This window comes from Bacillus sp. FSL W8-0629, from assembly GCF_038593225.1.
GTDB lineage: Bacteria > Bacillota > Bacilli > Bacillales > Bacillaceae > Bacillus > Bacillus altitudinis.
Window position 1 is genome coordinate 1,035,716 of sequence record NZ_CP151975.1, and the last position, 17,180, is coordinate 1,052,895.

At 40.9% G+C, this 17,180-nt stretch carries 14 protein-coding genes; 7 read left to right on the forward strand and 7 right to left on the reverse strand.

Annotation, left to right across the window (positions count from 1 at the left end; all coding sequences use genetic code 11):
- The first annotated feature begins 28 nt into the window (after nt 1–28).
- Nucleotides 29–2,338, forward strand: a complete 2,310-nt coding sequence (locus NSQ17_RS05245; protein ID WP_039167547.1) for a YhgE/Pip domain-containing protein — start codon at nt 29–31, stop codon at nt 2,336–2,338.
- A gap of 143 nt (nt 2,339–2,481) precedes the next feature.
- Nucleotides 2,482–3,531: a M42 family metallopeptidase gene (locus tag NSQ17_RS05250; protein ID WP_024720001.1), complete on the forward strand. Its 1,050-nt coding sequence runs from the start codon at nt 2,482–2,484 to the stop codon at nt 3,529–3,531.
- A 32-nt stretch (nt 3,532–3,563) separates the two neighbouring features.
- Here the strand turns inward: NSQ17_RS05250 and NSQ17_RS05255 are convergent, their stop codons facing one another.
- Both NSQ17_RS05255 and yhfH read right to left on the reverse strand, forming a co-directional pair.
- Nucleotides 3,564–4,853 carry a cation:dicarboxylase symporter family transporter gene (locus NSQ17_RS05255; RefSeq protein ID WP_008348850.1) on the reverse strand — a complete coding sequence of 430 codons (1,290 nt, stop codon included), beginning with the start codon at nt 4,851–4,853 and terminating at the stop codon, nt 3,564–3,566.
- Between the two features lie 339 nt (nt 4,854–5,192).
- Nucleotides 5,193–5,330, reverse strand: coding sequence for a protein YhfH (yhfH, locus tag NSQ17_RS05260; RefSeq protein ID WP_008359029.1), 138 nt, complete (start codon nt 5,328–5,330; stop codon nt 5,193–5,195).
- 155 nt (nt 5,331–5,485) lie between these two features.
- Between yhfH and NSQ17_RS05265 the strand changes: the two genes are divergently transcribed.
- The 3 genes from NSQ17_RS05265 (at nt 5,486) to NSQ17_RS05275 (ending at nt 8,947) form a co-directional block, all read left to right on the forward strand.
- Nucleotides 5,486–6,229 (forward strand): MBL fold metallo-hydrolase, encoded by a 744-nt coding sequence (locus NSQ17_RS05265; RefSeq protein WP_045034874.1) that lies wholly within the window; start codon nt 5,486–5,488, stop codon nt 6,227–6,229.
- A gap of 2 nt (nt 6,230–6,231) precedes the next feature.
- The gene (locus NSQ17_RS05270) at nt 6,232–7,221 is read left to right on the forward strand and encodes a lipoate--protein ligase (protein ID WP_008348846.1); all 990 of its coding nucleotides are present in this window, start codon (nt 6,232–6,234) and stop codon (nt 7,219–7,221) included.
- A 172-nt stretch (nt 7,222–7,393) separates the two neighbouring features.
- Nucleotides 7,394–8,947 carry a fatty acid--CoA ligase family protein gene (locus NSQ17_RS05275; RefSeq protein WP_035392511.1) on the forward strand — a complete coding sequence of 518 codons (1,554 nt, stop codon included), beginning with the start codon at nt 7,394–7,396 and terminating at the stop codon, nt 8,945–8,947.
- A gap of 193 nt (nt 8,948–9,140) precedes the next feature.
- Here NSQ17_RS05275 and NSQ17_RS05280 read toward each other — a convergent pair whose 3' ends face one another.
- Nucleotides 9,141–9,557 (reverse strand): hypothetical protein, encoded by a 417-nt coding sequence (locus NSQ17_RS05280; RefSeq protein WP_041093021.1) that lies wholly within the window; start codon nt 9,555–9,557, stop codon nt 9,141–9,143.
- Nucleotides 9,558–9,734: 177 nt separating this feature from the next.
- Between NSQ17_RS05280 and NSQ17_RS05285 the strand changes: the two genes are divergently transcribed.
- A complete protein-coding gene (locus NSQ17_RS05285; RefSeq protein WP_342467921.1) occupies nt 9,735–11,018 on the forward strand; it encodes a M48 family metallopeptidase in 1,284 nt (427 codons plus the stop codon).
- 46 nt (nt 11,019–11,064) lie between these two features.
- Here the strand turns inward: NSQ17_RS05285 and NSQ17_RS05290 are convergent, their stop codons facing one another.
- The 4 genes from NSQ17_RS05290 to NSQ17_RS05305 form a co-directional block, all read right to left on the reverse strand.
- Nucleotides 11,065–12,210 carry a S8 family peptidase gene (locus NSQ17_RS05290; protein WP_045034875.1) on the reverse strand — a complete coding sequence of 382 codons (1,146 nt, stop codon included), beginning with the start codon at nt 12,208–12,210 and terminating at the stop codon, nt 11,065–11,067.
- Nucleotides 12,211–12,596: 386 nt separating this feature from the next.
- The gene (locus NSQ17_RS05295) at nt 12,597–13,181 is read right to left on the reverse strand and encodes a histidine phosphatase family protein (RefSeq protein ID WP_025207047.1); all 585 of its coding nucleotides are present in this window, start codon (nt 13,179–13,181) and stop codon (nt 12,597–12,599) included.
- A gap of 61 nt (nt 13,182–13,242) precedes the next feature.
- A complete protein-coding gene (locus NSQ17_RS05300) occupies nt 13,243–14,538 on the reverse strand; it encodes a globin-coupled sensor protein (RefSeq protein WP_007497200.1) in 1,296 nt (431 codons plus the stop codon).
- A 91-nt stretch (nt 14,539–14,629) separates the two neighbouring features.
- On the reverse strand, nt 14,630–16,162 hold the full coding sequence (locus NSQ17_RS05305) for an FAD-dependent oxidoreductase (RefSeq protein WP_342467922.1): 1,533 nt from the start codon (nt 16,160–16,162) through the stop codon (nt 14,630–14,632).
- 142 nt (nt 16,163–16,304) lie between these two features.
- On the opposite strand from NSQ17_RS05305, the gene NSQ17_RS05310 reads away from it, so the two are divergent.
- Nucleotides 16,305–17,165 carry an SDR family oxidoreductase gene (locus NSQ17_RS05310; protein ID WP_017360297.1) on the forward strand — a complete coding sequence of 287 codons (861 nt, stop codon included), beginning with the start codon at nt 16,305–16,307 and terminating at the stop codon, nt 17,163–17,165.
- Nucleotides 17,166–17,180: the final 15 nt, after the last annotated feature.

Genomic DNA, 17,180 nt, shown 5'->3' on the forward strand with positions numbered 1-17,180 from the left:
GTCATTCATCAATGGGAGGAAAACAGCAATGAATTTAATTCGGAATCAATGGAAAGACATTGTGACGAGCAAAAAACTACTGATCCCGATTTTAGCTGTCTTATTTATTCCACTGATTTATAGTGGTGTATTTTTAAAAGCTTACTGGGATCCATATGGTACAGTTGATCAATTACCTGTAGCGGTTGTCAACTTGGATGAAGGCAGTCATTATGACGGCAAAACCCTTCAAGTGGGCGATGATTTAGTGAAGGAATTGAAGAAAAACGATAGTTTTAAATGGCATTTTGTTGATAGTGAAGAAAAGGCCATCAAGGGGTTAAATAACGAAGACTATTATCTCGTCGTCGAGATTCCGAAAGATTTCTCGAAAAATGCGAGTACAGTACTAGACAAACATCCGAAAAAATCGAATCTGAAATATTATACGAATCCAGGCGCAAACTATGCTGCGTCTCAAATTGCGAATAACGCCATTATCAAATTAAAAGATTCGGTTTCAAAGGAAGTCACAGAAAATTATGCAGAGGTCATCTTTGATAACTTCAAAACGATTGCAAAAGGATTAGATCAAGCAAGCGATGGAGCGAAGAAAATTGATGACGGAACAAAAAGCGCAAAAGACGGTAGCCAAAAGTTAAAAGACAATCTGGCGAAATTGGCAGAAGGAACGTTAACGTATAGCGAAGGTGTTCATCAGTTTGCAGGAAAAATGGGTGAACTGAACACTGGAATTCAATCTCTTGATAGCGGTCTTGGTCAGCTCTTAACAGGCTATCAAACGATTGATCAGAAATTTGGTGAACTTGGCACAGGAATTGATACATTGACCGAAGGGTTAAACACAAGCCGTGAAGGACATGAGCAGCTTTCTTCTAAAATGCCGCAATTCACAGCAGGCATTGAGCAGCTGAACAATAAAGCACAGTCATTTTCAGAAAAAATCGCTGCTGTTGAGAAAGTATTGTCTTCACCTGAATTAGCGAACCTTGAAAAGATGGCGCCTAAGATTGATCAGGTGAAAGAAGATGCAAAAACGTTCAGTACCAAACTTGCTTCTTTAAAAGAAGCATTATCTAATCGAGATGCAAAAGTAAAAAGTATTATTCAAAACAGCTCGATGACAGATGAAGAGAAAAAGGCGGCAATGGACCAGCTAGACAGTCTTCCTACAATCGAACTGCCTGATTTGTCTGGTCTTGAGCAAAGCTTAGCGGCGCTGCAGGAACTGCCTGACGCAAGTGAAGTTCAGTCTGCGGTTGCATCTGCAAAAGCACAGCTACAGCAAGTCAAGCAGCTGCCAGAGAAAACAGAACAGCTGTATACATCGACAGTCGCCATACAAAATGCGATTGATCAAATGACATCTGGTACGAATAAATTGTATCAAGGTGCACTGAAGCTTCAAACGGGCCAAGGGAAATTACAAGATGGCCTGCAAACAGCAAATGGAAAGCTTGATACAGCGAAAAGTGGTGCGGATAAACTGGCAAATGGTTCAAGCCAGCTTAGTGCAGCATTGAATAAACTAGAAAGTGGATCAGCGAGTATCCAAAGCAACTCATCTAAACTGGCTGAAGGGTCAAAATCCCTTGATAAAGGATTAGGTGACTTAAAAAGTGGAACTGGAAAGCTTTCTGATAAGCTAAAAAGCGCTGCAGATGAAACAGGAGACATTGATGCGGGGCAGGACAACTACAATATGATTGCAAGCCCAGTCAAAACAGAGAATGATACAGCGAAAAAAATTGATAACTATGGAACAGGGCTCACACCATATATTTTATCAATGGGACTCTTTGTTGGAGCTCTTATGCTGACTGTTGTATTCCCAATGAAAGATCCTGCAGGACGCCCTAGAAATGCGTTTGAATGGTTTGTCAGCAAATATAGTGTGCTTCTCTTAGTCGGTATCTTGCAGGCAGTGATTGCAAGCTCCATGCTGATCTTTGGACTTGGACTTGAAGTGGAAAGCCTCTGGCGCTTCTATCTCTTTGCGATCATCGTCAGTCTGACATTCCTAGCGATCATTCAGCTTCTTGCGACGACGATGGGGAACCCAGGACGCTTTATTGCCGTCATTATCTTGGTTCTTCAGCTTGCAGCAAGTGCGGGTACATTCCCGCTTGAGCTTGTACCAAAATTCTTCCAAGTTATTCACAGTCTGCTTCCAATGACGTATACCATCAACGGATTTAGAACGATCATTGCAAGCGGTGATAACAGTTATTTATGGCACCAAGCAGCGATTCTTGGAACAGTAGCCATCATCATGATGGCTGCAACAACAGCATACTTTGCTTGGAACATAAGAAAAATGAAACAAGAAGAAGCATAATCAAAAAAACCTTTCTCTTTCATGAGAAAGGTTTTTCTATTAGAAATTAGACATCAGGAACCCGAAGCGATATATTTTAAGAAGGATGCTGAAAAAAGGCATGCTTGGAAAGAATTTCTTTTAGATGAAGGAGGATATGCCGAATGACAACGGAAGTAAATGAAACGATTCAGCTTATTCAAAAGCTTGTGTCGATCCCAAGTCCATCAGGAAATACAGAGAAAGTGATTGGCTTTGTCGAACGTTTTTTACAAGATTTAAATATTGAAACGAAGCGAAATCGAAAAGGCGGATTAATTGCCACCCTAAAAGGAACAGATGACAAGGAACACCGCATGCTGACAGCACATGTCGATACGCTCGGTGCGATGGTCAAAGAAATTAAATCAAATGGCCGGCTGCGTCTTGCACTCATTGGAGGCTTTCAATATAACTCGATAGAAGGCGAGTATTGTGAAATTGAAACAGTAACAGGCCGTACATACACAGGTACCATTCTGATGCATCAAACGTCCGTTCACGTATATGAGGATGCTGGAAAAGCGAAGCGAAATCAAGAAAATATGGAGATTCGCTTAGATGAGAAAGTGAAAAATGCAGACGATGTGCAAGCACTCGGCATTCAAGTAGGAGACTTTATCTCATTTGATCCTAGAGTGGAAGTGACGTCTTCAGGTTTTATTAAATCAAGACACCTTGATGATAAGGCAAGTGTGGCGTTGTTGCTGAGATTGATTCACCGCATTCAAACAGAGAACATCACATTGCCGCATACGACACATTTCTTAATTTCAAATAATGAAGAAATCGGATACGGTGGGAACTCGAATATCCCGGAAGAAACGGTGGAATATTTGGCTGTTGATATGGGAGCCATCGGTGACGGTCAATCAACTGATGAATACAGTGTGTCAATATGTGTGAAGGATTCTAGCGGTCCTTATCACTATGGTCTGCGCAAACATTTAGCCGCATTAGCTGAGGCAAATAAGATCGATTACCGCCTTGATATATACCCTTATTATGGTTCAGATGCGTCAGCAGCGATTCGAGCAGGGCATGATATCATTCATGGACTGATTGGACCTGGCATTGACTCTTCGCATGCCTTTGAAAGAACCCATGAAGACTCATTGATTCATACAGCCAATCTTCTGTACCACTATGTTCAAAGCAAATTAATCACAGTATAAAAAAAGAACCCCGATTGCGGGGTTCTTTTTGATTAGCTTGAAAGTTGTGTTGGCTCAGGTACATCTTGTCCAGTCATCACGCGGTGTCCTTTTTCAGGGTCATATTGCCCTTCCCATTTAGACATCACGACAGCTGCAAGTGCATTACCAGTTAAGTTGACAACGGTTCTTGCCATATCCATGATACGATCAACACCTGCAATAAAGGCTAGACCTTCAGCAGGAACACCGATCGTTCCAAGTGTTGCAAGTAATACAACAAAGGATGTACCAGGAACGGCAGCCATTCCTTTTGATGTCACCATCAATACAAGGATTAGTGTGAGCTGCTGTACGATCGTGAGGTCAATGCCATATACCTGCGCTAAGAAAAGCGCCGCAATGGCTTGATACAAGACGGAGCCGTCCAGATTAAACGTATAACCAATTGGGATAACAAAAGAAACAATTCCTTTTGGACACCCGATGCGCTCCATTTTATCCATGACTCTCGGTAAAACTGTTTCAGAGCTGGATGTACTAAAGGCGAGAAGCATTTCGTCTTTCATGTAAGCAAGAAATCTGAAAATATTGACGCCAATCATCTTTCCAATAATTCCGAATACAACGATAAGGAAGAGAGCGAGCGCAAAATAAACAAGACCTACGAGCTTACCTAATGAAACAAGAGATTCAAGACCAAATTTTGATACTGTCACACCAATGAGCGCGAACACACCAAATGGTGCAGCTTTCATCACAACATTGACGACATGGAACATCGCATGTGACACACCTTCAAAGAAGGCGAGCACTGGTTTGCCGCGTTCACCAATCGCTGAAACGCCAAGTGCGAATAATACAGTGAAGAAAATAATCGCAAGCAAATCACCTTCCGCCAATGATTGGAAGAAGTTCGTCGGAACGATATGAAGGAACGTATCAGCAACTGATTTACTGCTTTGTTCTTTTTCCGTTTCAACATACTGGCTAATATCCTGTTTTTCTGTATGTCCAAAGTCAACGCCTGCACCTGGTTGAACAAAGTTCGCAAGCACAAGACCAAGGATGATCGCAAACGTTGTGATAATTTCAAAATAAAGAATGGTTCTAAAACCAAGCTTCCCTACTTTTTTACCATCACCCGCACCTGCAACACCTAAAATTAAGCTAGATACGACAATCGGAATGACAATCATCTTAATGAGTCGTAAGAAGAAGTCTCCAATTGGTTTTAAATATGTCTCAACACCAGGGTTACCGAAAAAGATCGCACCAACCACGACACCGAGAATAAGACCGATTAGGATTTGAGTTGCTAATCCAAATTTTAATTTTTTCATAGATTTCCTCCCTAACATATTCATTAAAGGAATATTCCCATTATATTAAGTTTTAATATATGAATTAAAGTATAACTAAAATTAAAGAGGTTCGTCCACGATTAAATTATATTAAGAAAATACAAAATTATTTGAAAAAATGGACACTTCGAACCCCCTTCGTTGTTTTAAGTCAATAAACAGTGCCTTCCGAACTAAAAGTCATCATATGAAAATACTAAAAAACCCTTCTGTACCAAGGGTTTTACCTTTTTACCTATTTTTCAGAAAAAATAAAAAGCACTTTTGACTCCAACTGACGAAGGAGGGAAAAAGTGCTTTTTTATTCTATTTATTCCCTTATTTAAGATAACTTACTTGTGAGCATTCCTCACATTCATTACCGTAACACTCGTGCTGTTCCATTAAATCATTTCCACATTTTGTGCATTTTTTTGAAGGCAAATTTCTAAAAAACTCAGTGATTTTTCCTAGCATTTGTCATCCTCCAATACGTTTTATTGTTATCATTGTATTATAACAGATTGATAATTGTCAATCTGTTTTGTAACAATAGGCAAGAAGAATGCTTTTTTTATGAAAAATGGGTATATTGTAAGAAGGGGATTTTTTGAAAAGGAGGAAATATGACGATGAAATTAACCGTGATTGGCTGCTACGGAGGATTTCCAGCAGCTGGTGAAGCCACATCAGGTTATCTTTTTGAATCAGATGGTTTTCGTCTGCTTGTCGACTGCGGGAGCGGAGTTCTGTCAAAGCTTCAGCAATACATTGATATAGAAGAACTAGATGCTGTACTCCTTTCTCATTATCATCACGATCATGTTGCAGATATCGGACCTCTCCAATATGCGAAGCTAGTGGGTTATCATTTAGGAAAAAGCAGTGGTCCGCTGACGATCTACGGACATACCGGGGATCAAGCAGCATTTCAGCGGCTCTCTGATGATGTACATACAAAGACAAAACCTTATCACCCGGAAGAGGGCATTCAAATTGGACCATTTCAAATTGATTTTTTGAAAACGGTTCATCCGGCAGAATGCTATGCGATGAGAATTCAAGCAAATGAGGCTGTGGTGGTGTATACAGCTGATTCCAGCTATCAAGATGCATTTATCCCTTTTAGCAAGGATGCAGACTTACTTATTGCCGAAAGCAACTTTTACGCCGGACAAGACGGATCGGGTGCAGGACATATGAACAGCACTGAAGTAGGGAAGCTGGCAAGTGAAGCAAATGTTGGAGAGCTCATCATCACCCATCTGCCTCATTTCGGTCGGCATAAAGACCTAGTCAATGAAGCACAGGCGTTATATACTGGCAATATACAGCTTGCCCAATCAGGGCTTAGATGGAACAAGGAAGGAAGATAGAGATGCTGTTTATCGATAACGAGCAACATTATGACCCAATGATTAATTTAGCAATTGAAGAGTATTGCTTAAAATATTTAGATCCAGAAGAAACGTATTTGCTGTTTTACATCAACCAGCCATCCATTATTATTGGAAAGAACCAAAATACAATAGAAGAAATCAATACAAAATATGTGGAAGACAATGGCATCAAAGTCGTTCGTAGGTTATCTGGCGGTGGTGCAGTTTACCATGACAAAGGAAACTTGAACTTCAGTTTTATTACAAAAGACGATGGGGACAGCTTTCATAACTTTAAAAAATTCACCGAGCCAGTCATCAAAGCGCTTGAAAAACTTGGCGTCAAAGCGGAATTAAGCGGCAGAAATGACATCATGGCAGATGGGCGTAAAATTTCGGGGAATGCTCAATTTGCTACACGAGGACGTATCTTCAGTCATGGCACCCTATTATTTGATTCAGAAATCGAACATGTTGTCTCGGCATTAAATGTGAAGAAAGAAAAGATCGAATCAAAAGGCATTAAATCCATTAGAAGCAGGGTTGCGAATATTAGTGAACTGATGGATCAAAAGATGACAACGGAAGAATTTAGAAAAATTCTTTTAAGCTATATTTTTGACACGAACGGAGACGTGCCTGAGTATCAGCTGACAGAAAAGGATTGGGAGAAGATTCATGAGATTTCTCGTGATCGATACCAAAAATGGGAATGGAACTACGGCCGTTCACCTAAGTTTAACTTGCAGCACTCTAAGCGTTTTCCAGCTGGATCGATTGATCTTCGATTAGAAGTGAAAAAAGGCATCATTCAAGACTGCAAAATTTTTGGTGACTTCTTCGGTGTAGGGGATATTGCTGATATTGAGAAACGACTCATTGGGCAGCAATATGATCGCAAAACCATTAGTGATGTATTAGAAGACATGGATATGCGCCATTATTTTGGTAACGTATCAAAAGAAGATTTTCTGGATTTGATTTATTAAGCAAGGACAAGCACGGCTAGAGATAGCGGTGCTTTTTCTAATGAAAGAGATGAAAGCGGTTTACATTTGATCTTGTGAATTTTTTCGATTGTCTATTATAATAGAAAGGAGGAATGTTTGGTCATAAAATGAATGGCTATTCATTCATTGATGAAGTATAAGGGGTGGGAGAATGGATTTGATCAAAAATCTTGAGCAGACTGCGATGACCAAGGGAGAGAACGTCGCACTGATCTTTGAAGGGAACAAGTGGACCTATCAAGAACTGATGACAAGTATCGAACGTTTTGCAGATGGTTTAGTGAGCGAAGGGTTTCAAGCGGGAGATCATATCGCGCTGATTTTAGGAAATTCACCGCATTTTGTGATTTCATTTTTTGGTGCATTAAAGGCAGGACTTGTTGTTGTACCTGTCAATCCAACATACACGCCAAGTGAAATCGGCTATATGCTGGTCACTGGTGATGTAAAAGGGATTGTTGCACCGGATCAGCTTCTGCCGATATACGAGCAGGTGTATGAACAGCTTCCAGCTATTGAACGAGTCATTATTTGTGCACAAAATGAATCTGCGTGCAGGTCAAGTTTAAAAGAAGTATCTGATCGTCTTGTTTTCTTCGGAAAGCTTGTGTCTGGAGATGCGCCGGAAACTGAGCATCCTGTCATACAACCTGACGATACGGCCGTTATTTTATTTACATCTGGCACAACAGGAAAACCAAAAGGGGCAATGCTCACTCATGTTAACCTATATTCAAATGCAAGAGACATTGCGGAGTACCTGTCAATTGATGAAAAGGACAAGGTGATTGCTGCTTTGCCGATGTTCCATGTGTTTTGTTTGACCGTCTGTATGAATGCCCCTTTGATTCATGGAGCGACCATCTATGTCCTGCCGCATTTCAGCCCATCAGAGCTTTTACGAATGATGGAGAAAGAAAAACCAACGCTATTTGTTGGTGTTCCAACCATGTATAACTATTTATATCGTCAGGACGGTCATGAGGAAGCGATGAAGTCGGTGAGGATTTGTATATCAGGCGGTGCGTCCATGCCTGTTGCTTTACTTCACGGTTTTGAAGAAAAGTTCGGTGTCACGGTGTTAGAGGGCTATGGATTGTCAGAGGCTTCCCCAGTGACGGCATTCAATCCCCTTGATGGAAAAAGAAAACCAGGTTCAGTCGGAACTGATATTATGAATGTGAAAAATAAGATCGTGAATGAACTTGGAGAGGAAGTTGGACCAAACGAAGTCGGAGAATTGATTGCAAAAGGGCCAAACATTATGAAAGGCTATTATCAAATGCCAGAAGACACAGAAGCAGCACTGAAAGATGGCTGGCTGTACACAGGAGATTTGGCGAGAAGAGATGAAGACGGATATATTTATATCGTCGATCGAAAAAAGGACATGATTCTCGTTGGCGGGTATAATGTCTATCCAAGAGAAGTAGAAGAAGTGCTTTATCAACATGAAGCTGTAGCAGAAGCCGTTGTCATCGGTGTGCCAGATCCAAACACAGGAGAGGCTGTTGTCTGTTACATTTCCCCTAAGAAACATGCTCACATCAATCAAGAAGACATCATCACACATTGTTCACGCTATTTGGCGAAATATAAGCAGCCCCAAACGATCCATTTCATTGATGATATTCCAAAAAACACGACTGGTAAAATTTTAAGAAGAGCGCTAAAGGATAAGTACCAAGCAGAAACAAGTAAATAAAAAAAGAGTCTCTTCTTATGAGGAGGCTCCTTAGCGTGTAGACAAACCCTCGCATTCTTTGTCAGTCCTGCGTGCTTGGTTCACATTCGCTCCGCGCCTCCTAGACTGCAAAGGTTTTCTATCACGCTGCAAAGAAGACAAGGGGGTAAAATCAAGTTCATTTTATCCCTTTGTCAACAATCTAGGGAGTCTCTTATGAAGAGGCTCCTTTTTGAATCGCTTCTTGTACCTGTTTTCGAAAGGAATTTGACTGTTTTTGATTTAATTCATAATAGGTGCCGTCTACTAAAAAAACAACTTGAGAGCGGTTGGTCCATAGCTGAAAAGAAGTGCCATTTGTCCGTCCGAACATGACCTTGGCGATATAATCTGGCTTCTTTACATTCTTTTTGAGATGGCTGCTTGTTTGTTTCCCTTTGTTTAATTGTTCAATTAGATCCTCAGTTGTATCTTTATCATCTATTTCATAAGAAATGGACTGGTTCGTCGGTGAAAGCAATAATTTCTCTGCTCGATTTTCATCGAAGATGTCACTTGTCCGGCTGAACACATAAAAGAAGGTAATCAGTAAAAGCCCAAAGATCAAAATTCCTGCAAGGATTTTCTTCATGATGAACCTCCAACTCACTTTTTTATAGTTAGTTTCTCCGATTTTTGAACAGCATAATCATTTTTTTCACTCAAGCTTTTTCAGATAGGGCATGCTATGATGGAGCCACATGAGACAGGTTCTAAACAAAAACGTGCGTGATTACAATAGAGAGAGAAATGGAAAGGAGGCTGACCAGTGCGAGTACGCAAATGGGTAGCTCTTGCAACGGTAGCATACATATTGTACGGTCTTTTTATTTATTCTTACTTATTCCTAATGGGGGATTCATCTGTCCCTGACAGTGTGAAAGGGACAAGTGCAGACCCGCATACATTTATGACAAGCCATGAGCTTTTGATCAGTGGAAATTACTCGAACATTCGTAACCTGTTGTACTTTATGACAATTCCTTTAGATTGGTATGTCTTTTTCCTTTTGCTCATTTCAGGGTTTTCAAGGAAATTAGCAGATTGGAGCTTGGTAGCAGCTCGTTTTGACCTTTTGAGCAAACTTGTGTATGTGTTTGTGCTGTCATTTTTGACGATGCTGATCACATTGCCGGTCAAGTGGGTGAGCTACCAGTTGTCCTTGTACTACGGTGTTTCAGTACAAAGCACGGCAAGTTGGCTAAAAGACCAAACGCTTGATTTTTGGATTCAATATCCACTGCTTGTTCTATGCGCAATTGTGTTCTTTTGGCTCATTCAAAAGAAAAGGAAATATTGGTGGCTGTATGCTTGGTGTTTAACCGTTCCAGTTACACTGTTTCTCTTCTTTATACAGCCGGTCGTTATTGATCCACTCTACAATGATTTTTACCCATTGAAGGATCAAGCGCTTGAGAAAAAGATATTAACTCTTGCAGAGAAAGCACACATTCCAGCAGATCATGTATATGAAGTCAACATGTCAGAGAAAACAAACACGATGAATGCTTACGTCACAGGAATTGGTGAAAATAAGCGTATTGTTTTGTGGGATACGACACTTCAAAAGCTGAAAGACCGTGAAATCTTATTTATCATGGCGCATGAGATGGGACATTACGTGATGAAGCATGTGTATATCGGTTTAGCAGGATATTTAGTGCTGTCTCTGGTTGGATTTTTTGCCATTGACCGTTTTTATTTTTCCCTTTACCAAAAAGGCGCTTCTTCATTTCGTCTGAAGGCACCACATGACGTTGCTGCTCTGCCGCTTCTGTTGATCATTGTGTCTATGCTGTCATTTGTTGCTTCTCCTTTTACAAATGCTGTGTCAAGGCATCAAGAACGTGCAGCTGATGAATACGCCGTGAACTTGACGAAAGATGGAGAGGCGGGGGTGACGTCATTTCAAAAGCTTGCAAAATCAGGGCTTTCCCAAGTCAATCCGCCACTTTTAGTGAAAATATTCCGCTATGGACACCCGACGATGATGGAGAGAATCATCGATATGGAAAAAGCCGCAAAAAAAGAGGAAACATCGAAAAAGCAATAAATAAAAAATCCGGCTCAGTTCGCCGGATTTTTTTGTCACACTTATTTTAGTTAGAAGCCGCTTGAACGTTAATTAATCCTTTTCCATAATAGAACGAATTACCAAGCGGTGTTGCCGTATTTTCTAAGCGCTGACGAACCTGAGACGTTGATAGATTCGGATACTTAGAAAGGATAAGCGCTGCTGCTCCTGCTACATGAGGAGATGCCATTGATGTTCCCGTATAAGACGTATATCCACTGCTTGGTACTGTACTTAAAATCGATGTACCAGGTGCAGAAACATCTAATTCAGGACCTGCGCTAGAAGACGAGTTTCTGACATTGTTGCTGTTCACGTTGGCAACAGCAATTGTAGAGTCGTATTTTGCAGGATAGCCTACGGTGCTAGTAGAGCCAATTGAACCTGAATTCCCTGCTGCGGCAACGACAACTACTCCGCGGTTATTCGCTGTGTCTACAGCATTTTTAAGCGCTGTGGAGCCGTTTGGTCCGCCTAAGCTCATATTGATGACATCCATGTTATTGGCAACAGCCCATTCAATACCGCTGATAATCCAGCTGTATTGTCCATCTCCGTTTCGATCTAACACTTTAACGGCATACAAGGAGGCGCTTGGCGCAACCCCAAGAACACCAATCGTGTTATCAAGGGCAGCAATGGTTCCGGCTACGTGAGTTCCGTGTGATTGAAAGTCTTGTGTGGCATTTGGCTCTGAAGGGACGAAGCTAGCACCGCCTGCAACATTTAAGTCAGGGTGTGCGGCGTGGATTCCAGTATCAAGGACAGCTACTTTGACGTTAGCACCTTTATAACCTTGAGCGTGTACGGCTGGAGCTTTGATTTGAGGGATACCATAAGGGACGGTTTGGGCATATGCTTCTGCTTTGTGGTCTTCTTCTACATAAGCAATGCTAGGGTCGTGTTCAAGTTTTTTTGCGGCTTGTTCAGACATCTTCACTTGTGCAGCATTAATGAGGCGGTATTGTTTTTCTAATTTCCCACCATTTTGTGTCACTGCTTGTTTCTTAGAGCTGTTTGTGGTGGCAGAAGCTTTAAAGCCAACGATATAGCTTTTTTCGCTTTCTGACTTTGAGGCAGTCTCGGCATTTGCCATCGAGCCTCCAAACCCTGCTGAAAACAGAAGAGGGACAGCCAATAAAACACTTGTCATCACATTTTTCTTTTTCACGCACATTCCACATCCCTTTTTCTTATTTCAGAATAATCATCCGTAGTCTATTAGAATGATCCGTTTGATTATTCTGTATTTTCAGTTTAATAGAGATAGGCAAATAAGAGTAGGCCCGAATTTTTGTGGAAGTCCTAGCGAAAAATAGGGAATTAAGTCGCTTGGAAATGATGGTAAAATATGTTTATTCTATATTTCCAACGGTTTCCTATTAAAAAGGAATCGTGCTTTTTTTCTCATGATCCATTTGAGGATAAACATTCGATACCCGAAATGCCATAAAATAGGTAGAAAAGGCTATCATCTATTTCGAATTTCGATATAAAAAAATATTATTTTATCATTGTTTTTGACATGAAAAAGAACCTGCTATGAAAACAGGTTCTTTAAGAAGGGGCAGATTGTGTTAAATGGCTGACCACGTTGTAATCGTTCACCTTCCATTCACCATCTGTCCATTCCACATAATTTAAGCAGGCATTCTCAAGCCTTGTATCCTTAATACCCATATGTTCGTCAGCTAGTGAGGTGAGTAAGGCATGGATGGCAGCACCGTGTGCTACGATTAGTACCCGTTGATCTGGGTAGGTTGCTCTCACTTTTTCGATACCTTCTAGCATTCGATCTTGAAGTGCCGATAGTGGTTCCATATTTGGATACTGTTTATTTGGAAACAGTTTCTGACGTTCCTCAAATGACATGCCTTCAGCGTCGCCATAGTCACGTTCAATAAAATCGTCCATGATCACGAGCGGTGCATGTACATGCTGTAAAATCAAATGAGCTGTTTCTTTTGCCCTTGATAGCGGACTGGAAATGACAACATCCCAGTGGGCATCTTTTAAGTAAAGACCGGTTTGTTCCGCTTGCCATTTACCAGTGTCATTTAAAGGGATATCTGTTCGTCCTTGAATTCGTTTCGCTGCATTCCAATCGGTTTCTCCGTGTCTGACTAGGCAAATTGCTGTCAATCAAATCCCGCCTTTTCTATCTTTTCCTCTATTATACTAAAACAGAAGAAGAATGACTGGATCAGTGATTTGTCAGACTCGTTAAGGACTCGACCGAACTTGCCACTTGGGACACTGTTTGTTTGACTTCTTTCAATTCATTTAGGAATGTTTGCAAATCTATTTCAATTTTTCCATTTTGGTTTTTGCTTAAGTTCATGCTGCTGACGATATCATCGAATAGCGAGTTGATTTGGGTCATTTTTTCTTTACTGTCTGTCACAAGTAAATTCACATCAGCAATATGCTGTGACACAATGGCGATTTGTGAATTTGTGTTGTTGACGAGCTCAGATACAGTTGAAACCGTTTTCTTTGTATCCTCTGATAATTTGCGAACCTCGTTTGCAACGACAGCAAAGCCTTTGCCATGTTCACCTGCTCGAGCTGATTCGATTGAAGCGTTTAAAGATAGTAAATTCGTTTGCTCCGCAATACCTGTGACGATCCCAAAAATTTGTTCAATTTGTTTCGCAATTTCTTCTAAGCGTTTAATTTCTGTTTCAATCTTTGTCATACTGCCGTCAATTTGGTTCATTTGCGTCTGCTGAATTTCTAACTCTTTTTTACCGCCAATTGATTTCTCTTCAACTTGTGCTGAAATCTTTGTGCCAGCCTGTGACATATCCGCCATCTCATCAGATTTTGATACAAGTTTGTCCACTGCATTTGTTGTGTTTGAGAAGAGAGAAGCAAGTGAATTAGATGTTTCTGTAATTTTTGTATGAAGCTCTTTTTGCTGTAGTTCTGCTTCATCACGAACTTTAGAGTATTCATTTTGGAACGTATCTAGGACAAGCTGCTGCTCTAGATTTAAAATTTTCGTCGTCGCTTTCACTGCCGTCTGATATTCTTTGAAATCTTGGATATGCTGGGCAAATAAATCCATTATGGATAGCAATAGGTCTTGGAAGGCTGCCATATACCATTTAGGTTGAAGTCCAATTCTTAAATGAACTTGTGCAATTTTAATTCTTTTGGCCACATAAGATTCGTCAATCACACCGGCAAACATTTCACTAATATGAATGCGTAGTGTTTTCTTTAGACGCTCGACTGAGCTGTTATCTTGAATGATGTGCATCAAGGAAGACTCGACTTCTAGGTTTTTATAAAATTTATCGACGATATGTTCAATTTCATCTTGAACGATTGGATTCAGCTGTTTCAAGATAAAAAGGTCTTGCTGCGTCAAATCAATCATTTTAATTTGTTTGGCAATGTCCGTATTCTCCGGAAAATTAATTCGTTTTATCCCATCATCCTGCTGTGTGAAAAAAGCAGTGTTTTTCTTTTTACTCTCTTTTTTAAATAACAATGTGTTTGTCCCCCCATGATTATCAAAAATATCAGACTTTATGTTTTTTATCGGATAATTTTGGTTTTTTTAAAGGGAAAACAGTGAAATTTTACTGTTCTTTATATGACCTTTTTAGTGGTTTTTTCGCCGGACCTTCTACTACTTCTCCCGTAATGGAGAAGCGAGACCCGTGACAAGGACAGTCCCACGTGCGGTCACTATTATTCCACGCGACTTCACAGCCTAAATGAGTACAGGTTGTATCGACAAGAAAGATATCGCCGTCCTCTGACTTAAATGCGCCACATTTTTTATGCTCATAAGATACAATCCCGCCTTCACCCGGATTTAAATCATCAATTGTTTGATCAGCTCGTTTTAATTTACCGCTGATTAGCTTCGCTGCAACATTGGTGTTTTCTTTGATAAAGTCTTTTACGAATGCGTCTGACACGAGTCTTGATGGAGTAAAGATGGATTCGTAAGGATTCGATTTTCCTTCGATCAAATCTCCGATCAGTGTCGCTGCTACGTGGCTTGTGGTCATGCCCCATTTTCTAAAGCCTGTTGCAATGAAAATATTCGAATGATGTGATGTCAGGCGGCCAATGTAAGGGATTTGATCCATTGTGACCATATCATGCGTGGACCAGCGGTAAAGGACTTCCGTTATACCAAGGGTGGCTTCACCAAACTTTTCTAGTGCTTCATAGTGTGCGGATTCATCTCCGCCTTGTCCGGTTTTATGGCCTTGTCCACCGATGAGCACGACATCTTCTCCATGGAATTTCGCCGTTCTTAATGAATGGGCAGGCTGATCAATTCCTAAGTACATGCCGTCTGGAAGCGGTTTTTTTGTTTTGGCTGCGACGACATAAGATTGCTCAGGATGGATTCGCGTGAAATACAGTCCTTTGCCATCGTAAAAAGGAAAGTGTGAGCATGAAATGATAGAGCGCCCCATCAGATGATGACCACTTTTTGTGATGACAGCAGGGTGTTTTCCTTCTTTTACATCGACTGCCGCTGTCTGTTCAAATATGCGCACGCCTCGGTCAATGAGCTGATCGATCAGTGCATGAAGATAATGAAGAGGATGAAATTGTGCCTGCTGCGTCATGGCGAGGGCTGCCTTGATGCGAGCATCAAACGGGAGCGCTGTTTTCCATTCGCGATCGATACCGAGCTGTTTGTACGCATCTAATTCCTTCTTTAACTTTTTGACGCCGTTTTCTTCTGTTGTATAAAGGTAAGCATCTTTTACCTCAAGCTGACAATCAATGTCATACTCTTTCACACGTGCTTGGATGAGCTCCTTTGCTTTTTCATTTGCTTCTACATATAAACGGGCTTTCGGCATACCAATATGCTGAATCAGCTCATGATAGTACACATCATGCTGGGAGGTAATTTTCGCTGTCGTATGTCCAGTGGTTCCTTGCAGCACTTGATCAGCATCTATGATGATGACATCCAGTCCGCGTTCTGTCATTTCAAATGCAGTAGCGATACCGGTAATACCGGCACCGACAATGATGACATCTGCTGTAAGATCTTCGCTGACAGTAGGAAAAGAGGGCTTCTCACTATCAGCTAGCCATAACGACTTTGCTTGTTCCGATCCTTTATGTTCTTGTTCCATGTTGTCGCCTCCAGTCACTTATTGTGTATAATTTTTCCACGATGCTGAAAATCATACATTTTAGTGAAAACAAGAGCGAAATACATAAAAAAATGAGCAACACATAAAAATAAACGAGATAAAAAGGAAGGAGTGGACTGACGTGTCAACAAAGCAGCCAAAGAAAACGTTACCGCCTCAGCATCAGAACGAACGTCCAGGACTTGAATATAAAATGAACCCTAGACCTATCTTTGATCGAGAGGTGCAAGGCAAAAAGCTGACAGGGAAAACGGCGATTGTCACAGGTGGAGACAGCGGGATTGGAAGAGCAGTATCTGTCTTATTTGCCAAAGAAGGAGCCAATGTAGCGATTGTTTATTTGAATGAACATCGTGATGCGGAAGAAACGAAGGACTATATTGAAAAGATGGGAGGTCGCGTCATTTTAATATCAGGTGACCTAGGGGATGAAGCTTTTTCACACGAGGTCGTCAAACAAACAAAAGATGCTTTCGGTTCGATTGATATTTTGGTCAACAATGCAGGTGAACAGCATCCGCAAAAAAGCATTGAACAGATTACCTCTCACCAGCTTCTTCGGACATTTCAAACGAATATATTTGCCATGTTCTATTTAACAAAAGCGGTGCTCCCTCATTTAAAGAAAGGAAGCAGTATTATTAATACAGCATCGGTCACTGCTTATAAAGGTCATGAAACCTTAATTGATTATTCATCGACAAAAGGGGCGGTTGTAACGTTTACAAGGTCATTATCTCTATCTCTTATCAAACAAGGGATTCGGGTAAATGGGGTAGCGCCTGGACCGATTTGGACACCACTGATTCCATCCACATTTACGGAAAAGGAAGTGTCTGAATTTGGTGGAGATGTCCCAATGGAGCGGCCTGGTGAGCCAGTAGAGTTAGCGCCAAGTTATTTATTTTTAGCGAGCGAAGACTCTTCTTATATGAATGGACAAATGATTCATGTGAATGGCGGAACCATATTAAATGGATAAAAACAAAAAACTTGC

Excerpts from the sequence above, each read along its gene's own strand:
- NSQ17_RS05245 (WP_039167547.1), top strand. The coding sequence starts at position 29 with ATGAATTTAATTCGGAATCAATGGAAAGACATTGTGACGAGCAAAAAA.
- NSQ17_RS05250 (WP_024720001.1), top strand. The coding sequence starts at position 2,482 with ATGACAACGGAAGTAAATGAAACGATTCAGCTTATTCAAAAGCTTGTG.
- NSQ17_RS05255 (WP_008348850.1), bottom strand. The coding sequence starts at position 4,853 with ATGAAAAAATTAAAATTTGGATTAGCAACTCAAATCCTAATCGGTCTT.
- yhfH (WP_008359029.1), bottom strand. The coding sequence starts at position 5,330 with ATGCTAGGAAAAATCACTGAGTTTTTTAGAAATTTGCCTTCAAAAAAA.
- NSQ17_RS05265 (WP_045034874.1), top strand. The coding sequence starts at position 5,486 with ATGAAATTAACCGTGATTGGCTGCTACGGAGGATTTCCAGCAGCTGGT.
- NSQ17_RS05270 (WP_008348846.1), top strand. The coding sequence starts at position 6,232 with ATGCTGTTTATCGATAACGAGCAACATTATGACCCAATGATTAATTTA.
- NSQ17_RS05275 (WP_035392511.1), top strand. The coding sequence starts at position 7,394 with ATGGATTTGATCAAAAATCTTGAGCAGACTGCGATGACCAAGGGAGAG.
- NSQ17_RS05280 (WP_041093021.1), bottom strand. The coding sequence starts at position 9,557 with ATGAAGAAAATCCTTGCAGGAATTTTGATCTTTGGGCTTTTACTGATT.
- NSQ17_RS05305 (WP_342467922.1), bottom strand. The coding sequence starts at position 16,162 with ATGGAACAAGAACATAAAGGATCGGAACAAGCAAAGTCGTTATGGCTA.